Origin of the sequence: Nocardia sp. CA-084685, assembly GCF_050955785.1 — a bacterium.
Classification (GTDB): Bacteria; Actinomycetota; Actinomycetes; order Mycobacteriales; family Mycobacteriaceae; genus Nocardia.
Map to the genome: position 1 here is coordinate 3037904 of NZ_CP192094.1, position 20180 is coordinate 3058083.

The window sequence follows — 20180 nt, forward strand, 5'->3', positions numbered from 1 at the left end:
GAACATGACTGGTGGGCGCAACGGATTCCTGATGCTCGGTGGTGCGGCGTCGGTCGGGGCGGGTGCGTTGCACCTGTTCGCCGCGGGACTGCATACCGAGCACGCCACCCTCGCCCGGCTGATGGTCGTGCTCGCGGCAGCACAGTGCGCGGCCGGGCTGCTGGCGTCGGTGAGCACGCGAAAGGCCATGCCGGTCACGGTGATCGGGGTGAACCTCGTGGCGGTGGTGATCTGGGGGTACACCCGGTTCGCGGGGCTGCCGTGGCCCGACGGCCTCGACACGGCGCAGGCGCCGCAGTTCCTCGACAGCACGTGCGCGGCGCTGGGGCTGCTCGCGATCGCCGGTGCAACCCTCACCCTGGCGCGCCCGAGGGCGACACTGCCCACGGCACCGACCGCGACCGCCGCCGGTCTGGCCGGCGCCCTCGCCGTCGCGGCGATGCTCGGCGGCGCCGGACACGTGCACAGCCACGACGCCGGCGACCACACCCATGCCGGCGGCGACCACACCCATGCCGCAGGCGGCGACCACACCGACCACGGGACCGGCACCGGATGGCCGCGGCCGTGGGATCCGGCGACCCCGGTCGATGTGTCCGGCGTGCCGGGCGTGACCGCCGCGCAGGAGCAGCGTGCGACCGCCCTGATTCGCAGCACCCTCGACCAGTTGCCCGCGTTCGCCGACGTCAGTTCCATCGGTGCACTGGGCTTTCGCTCCATCGGCGACTCGGCCACCGGTTACGAGCATTACATCAACACCGGCTACATCCGCGACGACCGATTCCTCGACGCCACCCACCCGGAGTCCCTGGTTTACCGGGTCGACGGCGCCGATCGGATCCTGGTCTCGGCGATGTACATCGCCAAGGGCAAGAAGATCGACGACACCGATCTGGTGGACTACGGCGGGCCACTGATGCAGTGGCACGTCCACGACAACCTCTGTTGGAAGACCGGCGCCGACGGTCCTCAGGTCGCCGGTGTCACCGACGCCCGGGGCACCTGCCCGCCCAACTCGATCAACCCCGGCGCGGGCAATCCGATGGTCCATGTCTGGATCACCGCCAACCAGTGCGGACCGTTCGCGGCCCTGGAAGGCCACGGCGCAGGGCAGGCGGCCACCACCGTGAACGGCCGCCGCACCGACACCTGCTCCCACGATCACACCGGCGGGCACCGCTAAAGTGGCCCCGCGCCCTGCGTGAACTCGTATGCAGCTCGTTCCTCCCGAAAAGGCCAGCGCTGCTGGAGAACTCACTAGATCAACGAATGACAAGCTGTCGGCGTCGCCTGCAGCGGAACACCACAGAATTCGCCAGAGGTTGAACTGCGACGCGACACGATGTCGCTCGATGCGAGTGAACTCGCAGATAGGAGGGCCGGATCTGGTTTCGGCTGTGTAGTTTTGGGTGCGGGCTCGATGCCCGGCCCCGCTCTGACGTGCGCTGCTGGTAACGGCAGGGTGCGAAGCTCAGGGAAACGCCGAAGGGTTCTCGTTGCCTCCGAGGGCTACGGGCCAGGGGCAGGCCGGACGGCTGAATCGCGTGAGCCTTCGTTGATGTCTCGTAAAGAGGGCCCTGCTGATGGGATGAGTGCTGGCGGGGAGTAGGGGCTGGCCGCGGACCCATATCGCGAGCCTCGAATGTCCATCGTCACCGGCCAAGCCACCCAGACCGGAGGCGTAGCCCTGGCCCACTGCCCGCACCTTCCAGGCATCGTTGCGGCGGTAGGCTTCGGCGATGACGACGACCGTCTCCCTATCGGTGAAGTTCGGTGCGGTGTATTCGACTGTCGGTCCAGGGTTTTGAGTGACGACCAGCCGGTGTGCCTACCGCCATCCTTTGGGTTCGATGCGCATAACCGGCTGGGCATCGAGCATTCGGCACAGCGCAGCATCGAGGGGCCAAGGAAACAGCAGGTCGTGGCCGAGCCGATTGTCCACCGCAGACACCGCTTCCGGCAGCATCGACGTGGTACTGACCCGGTCGACGATCGATTCGAACAACTGGGGCGGCGTCGCTAGGTAATACAGTGGCCGCCGCATTGTCCCCGCCGGTATTCGGCGAGCGGCCCCTCGCCGCACCGGCGCGCTCAATCCGGCGGCATAGAGCAGACCGTGGGGTGTTATCAGCAAACGCTCCGAGGTAACAGCGACGTTGCCGGTGGATTCGCTGCTGCCCCATTCCATCGCCGCAAGTCGGCCGTGCATCACACGCCATCGGGCGTCGTCGGACAGCACCCCTTCGACGTCGTCTCGGCACAACCAGGGATACGGCCCGGCGCCGGCATCGAAGCATTGCCGCAGGGCCTCGTCGATGAAATCGAACAGTCGCTGGTTCATCACATGCTCCTCGATCGCGCGACATCCGGACAAGCTGCGTGTCGTCCGGCATGACTTCGTACTAGAACATCGCCTCGGCGGAGCGGTCGAGATCCATCATCGCGGCCTCGATATCGAGACCGGCTGGTGGGCGAACGATGGTTCCGCCGCACTCCGGTCCACTGCACCGTGAGCCCCGCGGCTCGGGGTGCGCGGGCGCGATTGTTTCTTCTTCGGCCAGATCAGCGGGACCTACGTGGTACGTCCGGATAGCTTCGGCTGCTCCGTCAACGCTCGTGCCTTCGAACGCGAAGATGGCAACGCGTTCTCCCTTGGCCGGACGCCCGGACTGCCAGGGATTGTCGTACTGTTGCCCCGACGGATTCCCGATCGTCTTCGCGATTATCGTTGTCGGCTCACCCATGATTCTCGTTCCTCACTTTCTTCGGCTTCCGAAGCGTGGGGCTCGTCGCGGATCGAAAAAGCTGGTCAGCTCGACCATGACCGCATAGTCCACCCTATCGCCGGGGCGCTGGGCGGGCCGCCCTTTCGGTCGGGATCTGTGCAATCCATCAGTCCGAGTTGTGCAACGAGTTCACCGTTGTCGGCATCGAGGGTGATGTGGCACCGTCGTCGATGTCGCCGGACAACAGCGCCCGCCAATGCGCAAGGGCGGGGAGATGCTGCACGCCGCACAGATCGCGGGACGACCCAGTTGGTACTGCGTGAGCTGCAACTTCCGGGCACAAGCTGCCTGAACCGAAATATCCGGTGGCCAAACGGATGCGAACTCGTGGGGCACTTATCGTCGGAGCGGGTGTCTGCCACGGCGGGGGAACATCGAAGTTGAGCTTCGGCGACGACGAAGGCGCTGCGAGGGTAGTGCGGCCCGGAGATGGTGTCGGTTCGACCGAGGCTTGTGGCTCGGCGGGCTCACATGCCGGGGCGCCGACGCGGGCGAGTTCGTCGTCATCGGGATCGGTGTCCCAGAGGCGGCCGACGGTGCGGCGTACGATCCAGGTCGGTGACTCGCTGAACTCGTGGCGACGTTGCATCGCGGCGCGGGTCTGCTCGGTCGCGGGCCGATTCGGGGCCACCGTCGAATCCGGTTTGGAAGGAGCTGACCCGGTCGAAACCGCTGCCGTGCGCGGCGGGATTGGTCTTGTCCGTGCCGGGCTCGTCGCGCAGCGTCAGGAATCCGGCAAGAGCGGCGTCGAGATCGTTGGTCTCGGCCTTGAACGAGCTGTGGCCCGCGGCGACATCGGCGGCCCACGCCCCGGCGAAGCAGTCCGCTTGGATTTCCTGGGTGACGGTGAGGCCCTGGAAGTTCGCCCGCGTTTGGATCGCGTGGCCCCATTCGTGGGCAAGCACGATCGGTATGACGAAGTCGCCGAACTTCTTCGCAGGGTCGGCAGCAGTCCTTCGACATCCCAGGCCACCACATCCTGTGCGCCACAATAGAATGCGTTGCCCATGATGTCCTCCACCGTTTCGGCACAGGGCGGCAATTCGCCCGACGATGGGGTCACCGCATAGAAGCCCCCGGTGACCGGGGTGTAGGGGGACCCGTACAGCTTCGGAAACTGCTGCGACCAATACCGCTGCAGATCGGCAATGGCCTGAATGACGATCTTGTTGACGGGGTGGTTGGCGTCCCCGTGAATCGTGACCCGCGGAGCGGGTGTCGTGGTATTCGAACCCGCTGGATTCGACCCCGAACTGCGCGCGACCAGCGGTGCGATCACCGCCGCGGAGAGGACAGCAATGCGAAGTACGCGCGACAGGCGGGACGGCCCTCGGAATTTTCCACTCGACACATGAGTTCCGATCGTCACCAAATATCAACGGCCGACAGTAGCCGCCGGGGGCCTGGCCGCGTCCGCTCGGAGGTCCGTTGGTCGGCGAGCGTCCTTTTCGACCTGTTTCACTCCGTGCGGTCTCACCGGTCTGCCCTACACGGTGCCATTGGCCCACCCGCCTGCGTACCGGCCTGGCGGGACGAAACCGGCCACCAGAATCGACCCGGCAGGCGCAGCCGCATTCGGCAGCGCGCTATTGCGGCGCATAGGTGTATTCGGCTATCCGTCGTCGCTGCGCGCGCGAGGAGGATACTGCTGGTCAGGCCGGGTTCGGGTTGATTTCTGGGCCCGGTGCGGCCCACACGGGATGGGACGGTGAACAGCAAATAATTCATTGTGGCCGATGCGGAAGTGGAAGCGGCGCCGTCCCTGCTACGGAACGGTCTGGCGCTCCAGTCGGGCCGCCAGCGCCGCGTCGATGACCGGAGGTCCGTTGTAGAGGGCTTCGACGGTTTCCGGAACACACTGAATTTATCTCAGCACCTGGAACCAGGTGGTGATGCGGACCTGCTCGGGTCAGATGGGCGTGTTGGTCTGGGGAGGCAGGCTAGCGTATCGAATCACCTTCGGGCGCAACTGCCGACCGTCTCAGGCCTGTTGGCCTTCGTCGCTTCAGGCTGGCGGTTTCGTCACCGGCTAGGACACTCCGCCGATGGGGTGGTCGGGCACTACAACCCTCGCGCTGTTGAAACAGAACCAATACCAGTCGCCGCTGAGGTGATGGAATGCGCCTGTCGCGGGCCGGTGGCCAGAAAGATTGGCAAAGCCGCTTCCCATCGAGCAATGGGCCGCCATCGGGCCAGTCCTGAAGTAGATGCCGTCGTTGCGGCGTTCCACGCCGCGATCGCCGTAGGGTTGCACACCGCGAATGCGATAAAGGCCGAGCTGGTCACCTTCGAACGTCCGTGGATCGATCCCGGCACTCACCTGCTGTGCCGCATCGTCGAAGGCGTGCGCCGAGAAGTGCCAGCGCACAGCCATTGGCAGGTCTGCGCTCCATAGAATGGCCGTGAGCGCGATTATCAGTGCGGGAGCAGCCAGGGGGTCGAGCTCGGGTACCCGAAGCCGCCGGGATCGGACTGCCAGGATCGGGTAGACGATGACCACGGTCCACACCACAACCACCACGAATGTCCCCCGAGGATCAGCAACGGCGACAACGACATCAGCTCGGCGCTGGCCGGCTCGCTTGCCGAGACGAGTATCGCAAGGCAGGCCATGATGGTGCAGACGAGCAGAAGATACCTGCGAAGCAATGACCGCAATGGTCGGTTCCCCGGTCGGCTTTTCTCGGTGTGGGCCATGCTCATGCCGGGAGCCTAGACTCCAGCCTGAGATCGTGGGTGTCGGCGTGTCGCCGCCGGTGAAAGGCTGGCACCGCGCCGTCAATGCCGAGCGAACCCTCCCTCGGCGTTGACACCCACACGCCTGTCGAATTTGTTTGTAATACAACCACATTCGCCGTGGCCGTCGCGCACAGCCTCGCGGATGATCGGTGGCAGGCCGGTTTGGAGGACCTGACGGGTTCTGGGCGTGGAGTTGCCGGACAAGAACTGCCCCGCTATTCATCGCAGTCGTTGTCGCGCGCGGGGAGATGCTCCAACTGGCTGCTGTCAGCTTCGGATTCGAGTTCGGTCAGAAGAGTTTCGAGGCGGGCGGCAATTGCGTTGTGCCGCTCAGCTTCTCGGGGCACCCGCAGTCGGTGGCGTCCTCGGCGAGGGTGTGTTCCAGACAGAGTCGATCTTTCAGGCGGGGGGCGTATTCGGTGGTGGTGAGGAATTTGGTGCATGTGAGGTAGAGGTCGCATTCGCAGGGACCTTCTTCGGGCAGCCGCAGGACTTCGCCGGTGCGCAGACCGCCGTCGAGCATCAGCAGTACGCCTCGGCGCAACGGTATTCGTCGCGCCGACGCCGGATTCGATGGCAATTTGCTGAAATATTGCTGCTGCTGAAATAGCTTCGGTGTGTTGGATTCTGACGCGCCAAAGTCGTTGCGGGTCGCCGACGCACTCGCGTCCTATCGTGCGGGCTGGAGCGCGGAGTCGGGCCTTGGTTGTCTACATCGGGAGCCGAATCATGGCTTGATTGCCAATTCGTCATTCGATCCGTTTCACCAAAATCTCACACTTTCGGGCCTATTCGCCTCGTGCCCACCGTTCGAGGACGTCTCGATTGTCCGGCACGGTCTCTGGGGATGTCGATGTAATGGCCCTTGGCCACCGCCGTGGTGTTTCCCAGTTGGCGGGCCGCGCGTTCCGGAGCCTCGTACTCGCGGTCGACCTCGGTGGCGGCGCCCTTGCGGAAGGTTCGCGGAGTGATCCACGCGAAGGTGTCGCCGCGGGCGGCGCGCCAGGTCCGGCCGAAGTTGCTCGGATTGCGCAGCGTCCCGACTCGGGACGGGAACAGCAATCCCATCGGGTCCGGCTGCCGTGAGGTCTTCAGGTGCTCGATGGCCACGCGGATCGACTCGATGGTGTGTGGCGGCAACAGGATTCGGCGCCATCCGTTTTCGGTCTTCAATGGGGGCTTTCGTGCGGCATAGACCAAGCGCCGCAGACTCAATCGCGGCGGCGGCAGGGATATCCGTACTCGCGAGTCCCCGATGTATCGCCTCATCGACGGGTGGGGTTGACCGTCGCTTCGATCTTGCGGACGAGGCCGTCTTCGACGGTGAGTACGAGCAGTGCGAAGAAGCGGTGATCGATGAAGGCGAGGATGGCCGGCTGGTCGAGTACCGAATGGGACACGAGGACTGCCCGGTTGGTGTAGTAGGTCAGTAGATTCTGGCCGACCTGGGTCCGTCCGTGGGAGATCTGAGGACCGATCGAGCCGCCGAGGAATGTGGCGATGCCCCACGCCTCGGGGTGCAGAACGGTGAGCAACGTGGTGAGGTCGCCGGTCGCGCATGCATCGATGAATTTCGCTGTGACTGTTCGGTATTCGGGGGCGAGCGCGGCGGTGTCGGGCCGGGTGCCGGCTAGTTTGAGCCGCGCGCGACGAGCCAGTTGGCGGCAGGTTCCGATCGGTTGTCCGAGCGTCTCGGCGATGGTGTCGAACGGCATGGCGAAGACATCGTGCAGGACGAAGGCGACCCGCTCGGCGGGGCGTAACCGCTGCAGCACCACCAGCAGTGCAAATTGGACGTCCTCGTCGAGAGTGATCCGATCGGCCGGATCGGCCGCGGCGGCTCGGTAAGGGGAGTCGAGTGCTTCCATCCGCATCGGGTCGCCTGGCCATTCATGGCGGACGCGCGCCGACCGCAGCATGTCCAGGCATATCCTGCTGGTGACGACGGTGAGCCATCCGCGCACGTCCGCCAGTACGCCGATATCAATGTGATCGAGCCGCGTGAAGGCTTCCTGCACAACGTCTTCCGCGTCACCGATGTCGCCCAGCATCCGGAACGCCAGATCGACCAGGTACGCCCGATTGCCCTGCCAGGCCTGGTCGAACGCGGTGCCACGGTCGTGCGAAGTCATTTCCATACTTCGAGGACGAAATGACCTCGATAAAAGTTACGCGCAGGCGCCCTGGAGCTGTTGTAACTTTCCCGATCGCCGCCTCGTCCTATTGCTCGCGTACATGGATCCGCATCAGCGGATCCGATTCGGGAACCAGGAGAGGCAATGACACTCATCACGACACACCGTCCACACGCGTTCACTCGGCTGCTGGCCGCCATGGCGGCAGCGGTCGGTACGGCTTTGGCCCTCTCGCCGGGGCCAGCAACCGCCGATGCGGACAACCACGATGTCGATCAGTATCTCGGCACCTGGAATTACGATCAGCCCGACTTCTCCAGCGGAACCAACATAGCGGTGATGCAGCTGCCGGCCTCGGAATACAAGATCCCACAGATCGGAACGGTCGTCTTCGAACGAGAGCCCGGCGGTGTGGTCGGTCGTAGCGATCAGGGTTGCACCTGGCACTTCGCGCTCGGGTCCGACGGTCTCGACCTGACCTCCAAGGACCAGTACTGCTTCAACAAGGTGATCGGCTCCGGCTACAACGTCGACACCTGGCATGTCACCGTCCGCGGCAACCGAGAAAGGGAAACGGTCCATGCGACAAGCGATTTCAACGGCGGCCAGTATCCGTTCGTACTCGACAACGCCAGTCGTACCAGAGCCGGAATCGAGAAGCCCCACGAAACACTCGAACACTTCATCGGGACGTGGACCTTCGACCCGGCCGATCCTGCGCGCGGGATCAATCTCCTGAACCCGCAGCGAGTCTCGAAAACGGGATCGGTGACCTTCACTCCCGGTGATCGCGGCCAGGTCAAGGCCCGAACCGACGATGGATGTGTGTGGACGTTGGCAGCGGACGGCAACACCGCCGAACTCGCTTCCACGCCGCAGCAGTGTGGCTCCCAGACAGTGAATTTCTGGTCGATCGCCAGCGACGGCCATCATGAATTCGCCGTCGTGAACGGCATCGACGCGCAAGGGACCGGCTACCTGCTGAGCATCGGATCGCTCACCAAGACCTCCTGAGGCCACCACTGCCCGCCTCTGGGGGCTCAACAGGTTCTATGCCAGAGGCGGGGCACTCACCGCGTTGGCTATCGCGCTTCGGTGACGCCACCCGTTTGGCCGAGCATTACCGTCGCGGCCGGGTGCTGCTCGCCGGCGACGCCGCACACATCCACCCGCCGATGGGAGGACAGGGTCTCAACCTCGGCGTCCAGGACGCGTTCAACCTCGGCTGGAAGCTCGCCGCCGCGATCAACGGCTGGGCACCGCACAACCTGCTCGACAGCTACGAATCCGAGCGGCGTCCGGTGGCCGCCGACGTGCTGGACAACACGCGTGCACAGGCGGAGTTGATTTCCACCGAAGCGGGGCCCCAAGCGGTGCGGCGCTTGATCTCTTCCAGACGGCCATGTGGCATGGGTCGGCGACGCGCAGTCGGAGTTGGATACCCATCTGGCAAGGTGGTTCGGCCGCCCGGCAACCTGAGTGCTTTCGTACTGGTCCGCTACGGAGTCCCAGCGGGGCGGCCACGCTGGATATTTCGACCATGGGCGTGCAGGGGTCCTCAGCCGAGGGCCGTCAGGGGCCGGAGCGAGGTGGACGAGATGGTCGATGCCAGGAGCGAATTCGGTGCCGATCGGGAGCAGTAGGGTGACGTGGTCGGCCCCGGCGGCCAGGTGTGCGTGCACCTTCTGCGCGCTCGAGTCCGGTGCACCGTGCGACGAGCGTGTCCACCACCTGATCGTTCGGCCCGGCGATCTCCTCGGCGGTGTAGCCGAATTCGGCCGAGGAAGCTCGGAAGGCCAGCCGGCCCATGCCGACACCACAGCGGTCGGGGCCATTCCCGCGGGGCAGACGATCTGCCAGGCAGCGCCCTACCTTCTACGGCGACATGCCGGACGTCGGACGATTCTGCAAGATGTGCGAGGCATTGCCACCGCGCCGCTGCCCCGACACGAAGGGTCGGTCCAGGAAGCACTGCGACGACGCGTGCAAGTAACGCCACTACCGGCATCGCAACAAGCTCGAGGCTCTGCGAACCAATCCGGAGAAAAGGGATTCGGATTCATGTACGGGCGGTCGATCTCGGGCTCGACCTGTAGGTGCGAGTTCCCACTGAAATGTCAGTGGTTGATTCCCACTTCGATGTCAGTGGTGTTGACGCCGTGATGAGGTGAGTTCTGATGCTGTGCTGTCGGTTTCGTGGTGCAATTTTGTGATTGTGGTGTGACGGCTCGGCGGGAGGTCGGTGGTGGTCGACGTCGATGCTCGTGCTCTTCGGCAGGCGGCTGTGGAGCGGTTGTCGGCGTTGGATCGCCGGGGGGCGTTGACCAGCGCCCATGTCCGGTTGAGTGCGGAAACGCTGGGAGTGGCCGAGCGGACGGTGTGGCGGTGGCTGGCGGCGCGGCGCGATGGGGGTGGCTCGCTGCCGCGGTCGCGGGCACGGATCGATGACGAGTTGCGTGTCCGGTTGGCGTATTGGCGGGGCAACGTGATGGCGTTGCATCGGGAGTTGGTCGCTGCGGAGTTGGCCGGTGGGCCTGCGGCGCCGAGTAAGTCGGCGTTGTATCGGGCGGTCGCCGCGGATGTGAGCAGTGGCGATCGGGCCGGGTTGCGGGGCGGTGAGCGGGCTCGGCGTCGGTATGACGTGTTCCTCAAACGGCCTGCGTCGTATCGGAATGCGGCGTGGGAGGGCGATCATGTCGAGGCTCCGGTGCAGGTCGAGGTGGATGGCCGGTTGGTCAAGCCGTGGGTGACGTGGTTCGTCGACGCCGCGCACGATGTGATCCTGGGGGTGGCGGTGACGCCGCATACCCCGAGTCGGGAGGCCATTCTGGCGGCGTTGCGGTCGGCGATCTCCTGTAGTGAGCCGTACGGGCCCGCGGGTGGTCTGCCGGAGGTGGTGCGGGTGGATCGGGGAAAGGATTTCTTGTCGCGCACGGTGGGGGATGCGTTGGGGGCGTTCGCGGTGCGGGTGGTCGATCTGCCTGGTTACACCCCGTTTTTGAAGGGCACGGTGGAGATGGTCAACGGCGCGGTGGAGGAGATGTTGCTCGCGGGGCTGCCGCGCTACACCCACCGTCCGACCCTGGCCAACGGGGTGCCGGTGGATCCGGATCAACCGGCGTTGACGTTCGCGGCGTTCGTGGCCGAGTTGCTGGGGTGGGTGGACTGGTGGAACCGGGTCCATGTCATCGACGAGCTCGACGGACGTACGCCGTTGGATTCGTGGCTGGCCGATCCGACTCCGGTCCACGAGGCCGACGAGAAGAAGCTGTGGATGTTCACCCTCGAGGACGACCGCCGCCGACGCAAGATCACCACCAAGGGTGTGGCGTTCGGGCGCGGCCGCCACTACGTGGCGGACTGGATGGTGGGTCGGGGCGTCGGTGCGGTTGCGGTACATGCCCCATCACGACCACGAGGTGGAGGTGTTCGACGCGACGTCGGGTGCGCATCTGGGCCGTGCCGAACTCGCAGACCGGGCCTCGGAGGCCACCAAGGCCGCGGTGCGACGCGCGCGCGACCGGCGGGCCGCCCGGTTGCGCACCGACCTGGGCAAGGCCGAACGCGCCCGCCGCACCCGCTACGCCGCGGTGACCACCCCGGCACCGGCGCGGCGACTGGACGCGATGACCACCACCGAAGCCGATCACGAACGTGTGGCCGAACGGGACGCCGACATGGCGCGCTGGGCGCGCCCGGACCTGATCCCTCTGCCGCCGCCCGCGCCGGGCTGGGTGATGCCGATCGACCTCGACGAGACCGCCCACCGCCGCGACGAGCCCAGCACGGAGCAGCACTGATGAACCGAGCATCCACGCCGCGCAGCGCCATCACGGCCGCGGCCGATCACTTCCTCGGCCTGGCCGGTGCGCACATCGTGGCGACTCCGGCGCTGTTGTTGATGAAGGACAACCTGGCCGATGTGATCGAGGCCAAGGCGATGATGTGCGTGCATGGCGACGCCGGGTTGGGCAAGACGCTCTCGGTCGACGCGACGCTGCGCGAGCTGGCGCCGGACATGGTGTGCCGGGTGCAGTTCCGGGCGCGGCCGACCCCGCGCGACATCCGCCACACCCTGTTCGACGCCCTCGCGATCGGGGGCGCGCCCCCGCGCAAGCCGATCGAGTTCGACCGGATACTCAAGGACGTTCTCGCCGAACGGTTCCGGGTGCTGGTGTGTGACGAGGCGCAATGGATGTCGAGGGAGTGCTTCGAGTACTGGCGGCACCTGTGGGACGACCAGCGCACCGACATCGCGATCGTGTTCGTCGGCGGCGGGGACTGCTACCAGGTGCTGCGCCGCGAACCGATGCTGAGTTCGAGAGTGTATGTGTGGCAGGAGTTCCGGCGCATGACACCGGAGCAGGTGCTCCGGGTGATCCCGGCGTTTCATCCGGTGTGGGAGAACACCGACCCGCAGGTCATCGCTTTCGCCGATTCCCACGCCGGGCACGGCAATTTCCGGGCCTGGGCCAAGATCACCTCCCACACCGTGCGGACGCTGGGACGCCTCGGCCGTGACGGGGTCGACGAGGAAGTCCTGGGCTGGGTGTTCTCCAAACTGGGCGGTGGGTCCGGATGACACCGCGGTTGCGTGTGCCGCTACTCGGGACGCTGGGCGAGGAGGTCGACCGTGGCCGCCGGCTACGCCCGATCACGATCGTGGCCGACCCTGGCGACGGCGCCGGGGTGACCTCGGCGTTGCTGGCCGCGCACGCACCGAGAGCCGGGGTGGTGACGGTGCACCCGACACCGGGTTCGGTGTCGGTGTCGACGTTGATCGCCGATGTGATGGCCGCCCTGGGATGCGGTGTGGAGCGCGCCTCCCACGAACACGTCGGCGGCAACGAGGCCGGCGGGCGAGCCGTGCGATCGTGGATCCTGGCCGACAACGTCGCCTACCTGATCGTGCTGCGCGCGCACCTGCTGACCGGCGCCCAGCTCGCCTGGCTGTTGTGGCTGCGCCGCGCCACCCCCGTGCACCTGGCCCTGATCTGGCACAGCGGCAAGCAGATCCGCTGGAGTGGAATCGAGGCCGCGGCCCTGCCGCACCGCCTCGTACCGCTCTCACTGCTGATCGACCGACTACCCCGCCCCGTGCCGAACCCGGCACAGCCCAGCCGGGACCTGGCGGCGGTGCCCGACAGTGACGCCGAGAAGTTCCTCGCCGACGCCGAATCACGAATGCCCGGTGAACAGTTCGCCGCGGTACGCGCGGAGTTCGTCACCGGCGGTGAACGGGCCTGTGCCTGGATCGGTGAGCACACCGGCCTCGAATGCGCGCACCGTAGCGGGGCGCCGACGCCGTGGCGCGGCGAGCAGGACCACATCCTGGCCGAACGGATGTTGGGGACGATCGCCCGGACCCAGGCCGCGAAATCACCGATCGCGATCCTGCGCTCCCGAGGCGGGGACAACGATCTCACCGCCTGGCACGAGATCATCGGCCTGTATCGACTGTTGGGGCATGTGGTCGTGGACAGCCCGGGTATGCAGACCACCATCACCCGGCTGCGTGGGGCGCAAACGGCGTTGGGCGAGCACGGGATCGACCTACAGCTCCCGCCGAATCTGGCCTACATGGTCGGCTACGCGATGAGTTCCACCCCGCTGACCACCGCACTCGTCGAGACGATCCGAGCACGGGTGGCCAATCCCGTCCACGCCGCCGCCGTCGTCATCGGACTGTTCACCGGCGCCGGATACACCGAGCTGAACCTGATACCGCACGCCGGATTCACCGGTGACGCACTGATCTTCGCTCCCACGAGCATCAACAAGTTCGCCGACGTGTGCGTATGGACGGTGCCACCGATCGCGCGCCCGGTCATCGACGCCGCGATCACCTTCGGCCGCTCGGCACCGGAGCCCTTCGCGCGCCTGCTCACCGGCGGTGTGGGGTCGACGGGGCAGATCCTGGCCGAGACCATCAGAGCCACCGCGGTGCCCGCCCCCGCACGCCACCCCTGGAATCGGGGCTGGATGTGGCAGACAGGCATGCTGTGGCTGGGCCACCAACCGCGCCCTCCGCAGATCAAGAAACCCACCCGGCGGCCGGACCCGCTCACCTTCCGGCGACGCCACCCCAACCCTTTCGGTGGCGGTGGTGTCATCGAAGAAAGAGTCCCCCGCGCCGAGCGGATACCGCCCGCCGAACGAGGTCGGGCCGTCGCACGGCCGACCGAGGAGCAGCAAGCATCGGAGCGCCGGTTTCCTCCCGAACCCCACCGGTGACAGTTCCACCGCGCACCGCCCGTGCGCGACCATCCCTGTCGGCGCCTCGCGATACTGTCTGCCCGTGACCGGCTTCGACTTTCATCTACAGGACGGCGTCCTGAACCTCTGGAGCCTGACCGTCTCCGGCTACGACGACCTCGACGGAGACCTCGATCTGCCCGACGATGACCTCATCGACGTGGAATCGGCCATCCACGACCTCACGGTCGACTACAGCGAGATGCACGGGGCGCGCCCCATACGTATTCGTGGTGACCACGGTTGGCGCGAGATCGAGTGGGACAACGGTGCACGGCACCGGTACGAATGGGCGCCCTACGAGATGGATCTGCGCTGCGATCAATGCCGCAGCCCCGACTCGAACCTGTACATGGTTCACGACGAGCTGTGGGCAAGCTCAGGGCTGAAGGGCCGGGTCTGCTTCCGCTGCCTGGAGAAGGCGATCGGTCGTCGTCTCGTCCCTTCCGACTTCAAGACCTCCCTGCCCGCCAACACCGACGAGACGTATCACGGTCCCGAACTCCGACAGAGAATCGGCCTCACCTGACGCCGAAAGGCCTCGCCGCGAAACGTTTCCGATCACCCCGACAGCCATGTTCCCCGTCGTCAGCGCGAACCAGACGAGGACGAAGTCCTCGGCGGCCCGCCGGATCCCGACCGCCTTGACCGTGGCTCCGAGGGTGAGAAAGACGGTGACGAGCACGAGCCCGATGACCAGAATTGTTGTGGTGCGCGACATGGGACAGCTCCTGAGGCAGTGCGTAGCGGCGTGGGCGCGCTGGTGACGGGGTCAGTGTGCGGTGGGATGGAGCAGGTCGGCGAGTTGGATGCGGTGGTAGAAGTTTTCGCGGATCTTGTCGCCGAGTTCGAAGACTTCTTCGGCTCCGTCGTGGGCGGGATCGATGTGGACTCGGAAGGGCCGCTGTCCTTCGGTGGTGTCGACGACACGAGTGATCGCGCGGGCGACCTCGGTGGGGTCCTGGTCGGCGGGTGCGAGTTCGGCCAGTCTCTGCGAGACCTGGTCCATCAGACCGGCGTACTGCTGGTCGTAGTCGGTGGTGACGGTGGCGTCGGCGGCGTGACCGGCGTGTGCGAAGTGGTTGGTGCCGGTGGTGAAGGAGCCGGGGACGATGATCGTGGTCTCGATGCCGAAGCGGGCCACTTCGGCGGCGTAGGAGACCGCGAGGGAGTCCATCGCCGCTTTGGCCGCGAAGTAGGGGCCGAGGTAGGGCGGTGTGCCGCCGCGTGCGCTGGAGGAGCCGACCCACACGAGCAGACCGTCGTGTTGGGCCCGCAGATGCGGCAGGGCTGCTCGGTTGACCCGTTGGGTGGACACGACATTGGTGTCGTATACCTCGGCCAACTGGTCGGGGGTGAATGCTTCGCTGGGGCCCAGGACCATGTGCCCCGCGTTGTGCACGACGACATCGAGTCGGCCCGTCTCGGCGATGACAGCAGCGACGGCGGCGTCGACGGATTGCTGGTCGGAGACGTCCATTTCGATGGGGCGCAAATCGACGTGGTGGTCGGCAGCGTAACTACGGGCATCCTCGACCGCGCCGGTGTTGCGGGTGGTGGTGTTGCGCATGCCGGCGTAGACGGTGTGCCCGGCGTCGGCGAGGTGGCGTGCGGTCATGGCGCCGAATCCGCTGGATGCGCCGGTGATGATGATGGTCTTGCTCATGATCGTTGTTCCTTCGGGTGTGGGCGGGTGAGTGGTTCGGTGCGAAGGCGTGCAGTCGTGCGCGCGCAGGAGGCGTTCAGATGATTCCGCCGTTGGCGTAGAGGATCTGGCCGTTGATCCATCGGGCCGGTCCGGCGAGATGGGCGACGGTCTCGGCGATGTCCTCGGGCCGGCCGAGTCGCTCGAGGGGTGTCATGTTCTTCAGGGCGTCGATGGCCTGCTGAGGTTTGCCGTCGAGGAACAGCGGCGTGGCGGTAGGGCCGGGGGCGACGGCGTTGACAGTGATGTTGCGTCCGCGCAGTTCCTTGGCCAGGATCAGCGTCAGGGCATCGACCGCGCTCTTGGTCGCCGCGTAGGCGCCGTAGCCGGGGAGGGCGAGTTTGACGACCGAGCTGGAGAAGTTGATGATCGCGCCGCCGTCGCGGACTCGTCGGGCAGCCTGCTGCGAGACCACGAACGCGCCACGCACATTCGTGCGGTGCATGCGATCGAAGTCGTCGAACGACAGATCGACCAGGGGAGACAGCAGCATCACCCCCGCGGTGTGGACGACGACGTCGACCCCGCCGAAAGCCGCGTCGAGCTCATCGAACATCTGTCCTACCGCGTTCTCGTCGGCGACATCCCCCGAGACCAGGATCGCCTGACCGCCTGCGGCGATGACGGCGTCGGCGCTGTCCTGGGCGCGGTCGCGGTTACCGGCGTAGTGCACGCCCACCGCCATGCCCTGCGCGCCGAGGCGGGCGGCGATGGCGCGGCCGATTCCACCCGATGCTCCGGTGACCAAGGCGACGCGTGCGCCGGTCACGGCGGGGTCGGTGCGGGGTGCTGTGGTGTCGGTCATCTGATGCTCCTTCGATGGGTCATGGCGCCCGTTGGCCTTATGTGTACGATGAGTTCATTAAAGCATGGATGTGAACGCACTGTCCATATATGGGTTCGTTGGTGCGTCGACAGCGCGATAATCAGGAGACAGACATCATGGGGCGAGGCCGCAGACCCACCGAGGAAGTACGCGCCGAGATCGTCGAGACGGCAGGAAAGCTGCTGCTCGAGGCGGGTATGGCCGGGTTCACCATCGAGAAGGTCGCCGCGCTCAGCGGCGCGAGCAAGGTGACGATCTACAAGTTCTGGCCCTCCAAGGGCGCTCTGGCGCTGGCGGGATACTTCACCGCGGTCTCCCAGACTCTCGCGTTTCCCGACACCGGAGATATCGAAGCCGACCTGCGTGCCCAGCTGCACGCGTTCGTGACGCTTCTGACCGAAACGCCGGCCGGGGCAGTACTGCGTGAACTCATCGGGGCCGCGCAAACCGACCCGGAGCTGCTCTCGGCGTATCTGTCCTCGTATTCGTCGCCCCGGCGCGCTCTGGCGATCCAACGACTCGACGCTGCCCGCTCACGCGGACAACTCCGCGAGAACCTCGACAGCGAAAGCGTCATCGACCAACTCTGGGGAGCGTGCTACCACCGCTTACTGCTGCCCGACCAACCGATCACCATCACCTTCGCCGACCACCTCATCGACAACCTGTTCCACGGAATCGGAAATGAGGCTCCTGCCTCACAACGCCCCACTGCCCCCACTCCGAAGAACCTGTCGTGATGAACGCGACCCCACCCCATCGAACCGGAGATATCGTGCCCGACCACACCGCGATCATGAACGCATTGACCCTGAGCCCCGCCTCGACGGCTCGGCAACGCACCATCGATATCACCACCATGGGCGCGCTCGGGTACACCGCGACGAATCGAGATCTGGTTCCATCACATCAACGGCCACTGGTACCTCAGCAGTACCCCCGCCCGTCGGAGCTGGTACTCCAACCTGATCGCGAACCCGCAGTTCGTGTTCCACCTCAAGAACGGAATCCACGCCGACCTGCCAGCAACCGCCGTGCCCATCACCGATCCCGCGCACAAGCGCCCCATCATCGAATACATCGTCGAGGACCTCAACCAACCCCGCAACGCGGCCAACGTCCATCAGCCCCAACACGTCGAGGACTGGATGACCGGCAGCCCACTCGTGGAAGTCCTCTTCACCGAAATCCCGGCCCTACCGAGCGACCAAGCATCGATCCGACGGCCGTAGGTCAATCCGGGAAAGGTCTACTCACTCTTCGTCGACGGTCCCGTGAGGCCTACCACCGCCGATAGTCCTGCCGAGGCAGCCCGGTGGCCCACTCATCCCGCCTGATTCGGCACTTGTGCGGATGCTCCGCGACCACGACCAGGCATCCCACCCAACATCCCCGTGACGACGAATCCCCAGATCAACGCAACACTTTCAAACAGCACACCACTGACATCAAGCGGGAAAACCTACTGAATGCAATGGGAAAACCGCAGATCAACCCACTGACAATCTCGTGGGAACTCGCATGTAGGGGCGTCAGCCCGGGAGCCACAGACTGACATGCGGCACCGACAGATTCGTGGTGCGGGTGTCGGAGAAAGGGCTAACAAGACTTGTTGAACACCAACCGTTTTCAACACGTTTGTTGGGCACCGCTCCGGCACCGCCGTCCTGGCGGTTTGTCGATGTCCGAAGTCGGCTGCACGGATGTCCGTACTCCTCTGCACTCGGTTGCCCTGCTGGCTTGTTGGCGAGGTCGTGAGAACACGATGAGGTTCTCTCAGTTCACGGAGAACCCAGCGAGGGTGACGTGTGGTGGGGCAGCTAGCCGACGAGTGATTGGGTGCCGAGGACGGTGATCAGTGCGAGACCCTCGGCGTCCTCGGTGCCGGGCTCGGCTGTGTAGACCATGATGCGCAGGTCGCTGCCCGCCACAGTGAGCACGTCGCAGTCGAGTGTTACCGCGCCTGCATGCGGATGATCGATCGTCTTGCGGGCGGCCTCGTGGTGACCGGCGATGCCGGTTTCCCACAGTTCGGCGAACCGGCCACTTTGCACGAGCAGTTCGGCGACCAGCCGCTTGAGCCGTTGGTCGGCCGGGTAACGCGCGGTGGCTATGCGCAGGTCAGCGACCAGCGCGGTCTGCAGGGCGCGTCGTGACTGCGGGGTGTGCCGCACTCGATCGCTCGGGCCGAGGAAGTTGCGCCAGACCGCGTTGCGCTGGTGGCCGCGCCAGCCGGACGGGTCGCCCATGAGGGCGGCGTAGGGCGGATTGGCCAGTAGTAGCGTCCAGGTAGCGTCGAAAACCGCGGCAGGAGTGCTGGTCAGCCGGTCCAGTAGGCGCTGCACACTCGGCGTGAGATTGGCGGGCACGCTGCCCGGCCCCGGCGGCTGGAGTCCGCCCAGCTGGAACAGGTGCGCGCGCTCGGCACTCGACAGCCGCAGGGCCCTGGCAAGGGCTTCGATGATCTGCTCCGACGGGTTGGTGGCACGGCCCTGCTCCAGGCGGGTGATGTAGTCCACTGAGATCCCGGCCAGCAGGGCCAGCTCCTCGCGTCGAAGCCCTGGGGCACGCCGATGGCCGCCGAGGGGCAGTCCGGCGGCTTCCGGCGAGACCCGGTCGCGCCACCGGCGCACTGCCTGCCCGAACTCCGTTGTTGCCATGACTGCCAGTGTGCCTGCTCCGTTTCCGGCCTGCCTGGTACCAGCGGTCCCAGGAAGACGGGACATCTGGCTGGTCACACGGCCATCTCGCAGTCTTGAGGCATGGGCAAACAACGATCACTTCCCTCAGGGCAGGCAACTTCTACCGCGGATTTGCCGGGCCTGGGGGGCGTGGAGCGGAAGGGCCGCTTCTTTGCGCGCGTCGACCGAAATGGGTGCAAGCGATGACCGGGGCGACCAGGCGTCCGGCGGTCGGTTTCATCGGCCTGGGGGACCAGGGCCTGCCGATGGCGACGGCCATCGCCGATGCCGGTTTCCCTCCGCACGCCTGGGCGAGACGGCCCACTTCCCTGGACGGCCTGCGCGGTGTACCGCACATTCGCCACGACACCATCCAGGACATGGCTGCGGCATGCGACATCGTCGGGCTGTGCGTCAGCACCGACGAGGACGTCCTGGAACTGGTCGCCGGCGGGCTGCTGGAGGGCCTGGGGCCCGGTTCGGTCGTGGTCAACCACGGCACCGGCATCCCCGCCAACGCCGTGCGGCTCACCGAGGTCTGCGCGCCGCCCGGCGTCGAGGTCCTGGACGCACCGGTCAGCGGAGGGCGGCCGGCCGCCGAAGAACGGCGGCTGACCACCATGGTCGGCGGACCGCAGCCCGTCGCGGAACGCTACGAGCCCGTGTTCTCCTCCTTCTCCCGCCACGTCGTGTACCTGGGCGCGGTGGGTGCCGGACAGACCGCCAAGCTGTTCAACAATGCGCTGCTGATGATGAACCAGGCCGGCATCGCCGAGATCGTCGACCTGGCCGCCAAGCTGGGCATGGACCCGACGCGGCTGGTCGACGTGCTGAAGCTCGGCAGCGCCTCCAGCGCCGCCCTGACCCTGCTGAACACGATGGTCACCCTCGACAACGTCGAGCACCTCTCAAGTGTCGAGGCACTGGACATGGAGCTGTTCGACACGGCGATGCGTGACGCCGACGTGGACGCCGGCTCGGTCACCGCACGCGGGATGGCAGGCGCCCACGGGCTGCCCGGGCTGCTGCACCGGCTGAACCCATGACACCTCT

At 66.1% G+C, this 20180-nt stretch carries 19 protein-coding genes and 2 pseudogenes; 10 read left to right on the plus strand and 11 right to left on the minus strand.

The features are described from left to right. Positions 1 to 4 precede the first annotated feature (4 nt). The gene (locus ACQP2U_RS13760) at positions 5 to 1183 is read left to right on the plus strand and encodes a hypothetical protein (protein ID WP_433714994.1); all 1179 of its coding nucleotides are present in this window, start codon (positions 5 to 7) and stop codon (positions 1181 to 1183) included. A gap of 288 nt (positions 1184 to 1471) precedes the next feature. Here the strand turns inward: ACQP2U_RS13760 and ACQP2U_RS13765 are convergent, their stop codons facing one another. The 8 genes from ACQP2U_RS13765 to sigI all read right to left on the minus strand — a co-directional run bounded on the left by ACQP2U_RS13765 (position 1472) and on the right by sigI (position 7657). Beyond that, a complete protein-coding gene (locus ACQP2U_RS13765) occupies positions 1472 to 1819 on the minus strand; it encodes a TerD family protein (protein WP_433716460.1) in 348 nt (115 codons plus the stop codon). 9 nt (positions 1820 to 1828) lie between these two features. After that, positions 1829 to 2341, minus strand: coding sequence for a hypothetical protein (locus ACQP2U_RS13770; protein ID WP_433714995.1), 513 nt, complete (start codon positions 2339 to 2341; stop codon positions 1829 to 1831). 61 nt (positions 2342 to 2402) lie between these two features. Next, a complete protein-coding gene (locus ACQP2U_RS13775) occupies positions 2403 to 2744 on the minus strand; it encodes a hypothetical protein (protein WP_433714996.1) in 342 nt (113 codons plus the stop codon). Between the two features lie 545 nt (positions 2745 to 3289). Continuing rightward, positions 3290 to 3691, minus strand: coding sequence for a neutral zinc metallopeptidase (locus tag ACQP2U_RS13780; protein WP_433714997.1), 402 nt, complete (start codon positions 3689 to 3691; stop codon positions 3290 to 3292). A 1124-nt stretch (positions 3692 to 4815) separates the two neighbouring features. Then, positions 4816 to 5286, minus strand: a complete 471-nt coding sequence (locus ACQP2U_RS13785) for a hypothetical protein (protein WP_433714998.1) — start codon at positions 5284 to 5286, stop codon at positions 4816 to 4818. 528 nt (positions 5287 to 5814) lie between these two features. Then, the gene (locus ACQP2U_RS13790; protein ID WP_433714999.1) at positions 5815 to 6105 is read right to left on the minus strand and encodes a hypothetical protein; all 291 of its coding nucleotides are present in this window, start codon (positions 6103 to 6105) and stop codon (positions 5815 to 5817) included. 194 nt (positions 6106 to 6299) lie between these two features. Beyond that, positions 6300 to 6698 carry a hypothetical protein gene (locus ACQP2U_RS13795; protein ID WP_433715000.1) on the minus strand — a complete coding sequence of 133 codons (399 nt, stop codon included), beginning with the start codon at positions 6696 to 6698 and terminating at the stop codon, positions 6300 to 6302. Between the two features lie 92 nt (positions 6699 to 6790). Then, positions 6791 to 7657, minus strand: a complete 867-nt coding sequence (gene sigI / locus ACQP2U_RS13800) for an RNA polymerase sigma factor SigI (protein ID WP_433715001.1) — start codon at positions 7655 to 7657, stop codon at positions 6791 to 6793. Positions 7658 to 7804: 147 nt separating this feature from the next. Between sigI and ACQP2U_RS13805 the strand changes: the two genes are divergently transcribed. The 6 genes and pseudogenes from ACQP2U_RS13805 (at position 7805) to ACQP2U_RS13830 (ending at position 14444) form a co-directional block, all read left to right on the plus strand. Continuing rightward, on the plus strand, positions 7805 to 8674 hold the full coding sequence (locus ACQP2U_RS13805; protein WP_433715002.1) for a hypothetical protein: 870 nt from the start codon (positions 7805 to 7807) through the stop codon (positions 8672 to 8674). Between the two features lie 53 nt (positions 8675 to 8727). Beyond that, positions 8728 to 9051, plus strand: a pseudogene (locus ACQP2U_RS13810) (FAD-dependent monooxygenase); the annotation flags it as partial. A gap of 893 nt (positions 9052 to 9944) precedes the next feature. Then, positions 9945 to 11460: pseudogene (locus ACQP2U_RS13815) on the plus strand (Mu transposase C-terminal domain-containing protein). A gap of 143 nt (positions 11461 to 11603) precedes the next feature. Next, a complete protein-coding gene (locus ACQP2U_RS13820; protein WP_433716461.1) occupies positions 11604 to 12242 on the plus strand; it encodes an AAA family ATPase in 639 nt (212 codons plus the stop codon). Continuing rightward, positions 12239 to 13894, plus strand: coding sequence for a hypothetical protein (locus ACQP2U_RS13825; protein ID WP_433715003.1), 1656 nt, complete (start codon positions 12239 to 12241; stop codon positions 13892 to 13894). The genes ACQP2U_RS13820 and ACQP2U_RS13825 overlap by 4 nt, the downstream gene beginning before the upstream one ends. A 64-nt stretch (positions 13895 to 13958) precedes the next feature. Beyond that, positions 13959 to 14444: a hypothetical protein gene (locus ACQP2U_RS13830; RefSeq protein ID WP_433715004.1), complete on the plus strand. Its 486-nt coding sequence runs from the start codon at positions 13959 to 13961 to the stop codon at positions 14442 to 14444. Between the two features lie 243 nt (positions 14445 to 14687). Here ACQP2U_RS13830 and ACQP2U_RS13835 read toward each other — a convergent pair whose 3' ends face one another. Both ACQP2U_RS13835 and ACQP2U_RS13840 read right to left on the minus strand, forming a co-directional pair. Further along, the gene (locus tag ACQP2U_RS13835) at positions 14688 to 15581 is read right to left on the minus strand and encodes an SDR family oxidoreductase (RefSeq protein ID WP_433715005.1); all 894 of its coding nucleotides are present in this window, start codon (positions 15579 to 15581) and stop codon (positions 14688 to 14690) included. Positions 15582 to 15657: 76 nt separating this feature from the next. After that, positions 15658 to 16425 (minus strand): SDR family oxidoreductase, encoded by a 768-nt coding sequence (locus ACQP2U_RS13840; RefSeq protein WP_433715006.1) that lies wholly within the window; start codon positions 16423 to 16425, stop codon positions 15658 to 15660. A gap of 137 nt (positions 16426 to 16562) precedes the next feature. Between ACQP2U_RS13840 and ACQP2U_RS13845 the strand changes: the two genes are divergently transcribed. Then, positions 16563 to 17186, plus strand: a complete 624-nt coding sequence (locus tag ACQP2U_RS13845; protein ID WP_433716462.1) for a TetR/AcrR family transcriptional regulator — start codon at positions 16563 to 16565, stop codon at positions 17184 to 17186. 246 nt (positions 17187 to 17432) lie between these two features. Next, positions 17433 to 17678: a hypothetical protein gene (locus tag ACQP2U_RS13850; protein ID WP_433715007.1), complete on the plus strand. Its 246-nt coding sequence runs from the start codon at positions 17433 to 17435 to the stop codon at positions 17676 to 17678. Positions 17679 to 18266: 588 nt separating this feature from the next. Here ACQP2U_RS13850 and ACQP2U_RS13855 read toward each other — a convergent pair. Further along, positions 18267 to 19106: a helix-turn-helix transcriptional regulator gene (locus ACQP2U_RS13855; RefSeq protein ID WP_433715008.1), complete on the minus strand. Its 840-nt coding sequence runs from the start codon at positions 19104 to 19106 to the stop codon at positions 18267 to 18269. A gap of 224 nt (positions 19107 to 19330) precedes the next feature. Between ACQP2U_RS13855 and ACQP2U_RS13860 the strand changes: the two genes are divergently transcribed. Then, positions 19331 to 20173 carry an NAD(P)-dependent oxidoreductase gene (locus tag ACQP2U_RS13860; protein WP_433715009.1) on the plus strand — a complete coding sequence of 281 codons (843 nt, stop codon included), beginning with the start codon at positions 19331 to 19333 and terminating at the stop codon, positions 20171 to 20173. Positions 20174 to 20180 lie beyond the last annotated feature (7 nt).

What these genes read in the sequence shown, in the direction of transcription:
- ACQP2U_RS13760 (WP_433714994.1), top strand. Translation starts at nt 5, where the DNA reads ATGACTGGTGGGCGCAACGGATTCCTGATGCTCGGTGGTGCGGCGTCG.
- ACQP2U_RS13770 (WP_433714995.1), bottom strand. Translation starts at nt 2,341, where the DNA reads ATGAACCAGCGACTGTTCGATTTCATCGACGAGGCCCTGCGGCAATGC.
- ACQP2U_RS13775 (WP_433714996.1), bottom strand. Translation starts at nt 2,744, where the DNA reads ATGGGTGAGCCGACAACGATAATCGCGAAGACGATCGGGAATCCGTCG.
- sigI (WP_433715001.1), bottom strand. Translation starts at nt 7,657, where the DNA reads ATGACTTCGCACGACCGTGGCACCGCGTTCGACCAGGCCTGGCAGGGC.
- ACQP2U_RS13805 (WP_433715002.1), top strand. Translation starts at nt 7,805, where the DNA reads ATGACACTCATCACGACACACCGTCCACACGCGTTCACTCGGCTGCTG.
- ACQP2U_RS13820 (WP_433716461.1), top strand. Translation starts at nt 11,604, where the DNA reads ATGTGCGTGCATGGCGACGCCGGGTTGGGCAAGACGCTCTCGGTCGAC.
- ACQP2U_RS13825 (WP_433715003.1), top strand. Translation starts at nt 12,239, where the DNA reads ATGACACCGCGGTTGCGTGTGCCGCTACTCGGGACGCTGGGCGAGGAG.
- ACQP2U_RS13835 (WP_433715005.1), bottom strand. Translation starts at nt 15,581, where the DNA reads ATGAGCAAGACCATCATCATCACCGGCGCATCCAGCGGATTCGGCGCC.
- ACQP2U_RS13840 (WP_433715006.1), bottom strand. Translation starts at nt 16,425, where the DNA reads ATGACCGACACCACAGCACCCCGCACCGACCCCGCCGTGACCGGCGCA.
- ACQP2U_RS13845 (WP_433716462.1), top strand. Translation starts at nt 16,563, where the DNA reads ATGGGGCGAGGCCGCAGACCCACCGAGGAAGTACGCGCCGAGATCGTC.
- ACQP2U_RS13855 (WP_433715008.1), bottom strand. Translation starts at nt 19,106, where the DNA reads ATGGCAACAACGGAGTTCGGGCAGGCAGTGCGCCGGTGGCGCGACCGG.
- ACQP2U_RS13860 (WP_433715009.1), top strand. Translation starts at nt 19,331, where the DNA reads ATGACCGGGGCGACCAGGCGTCCGGCGGTCGGTTTCATCGGCCTGGGG.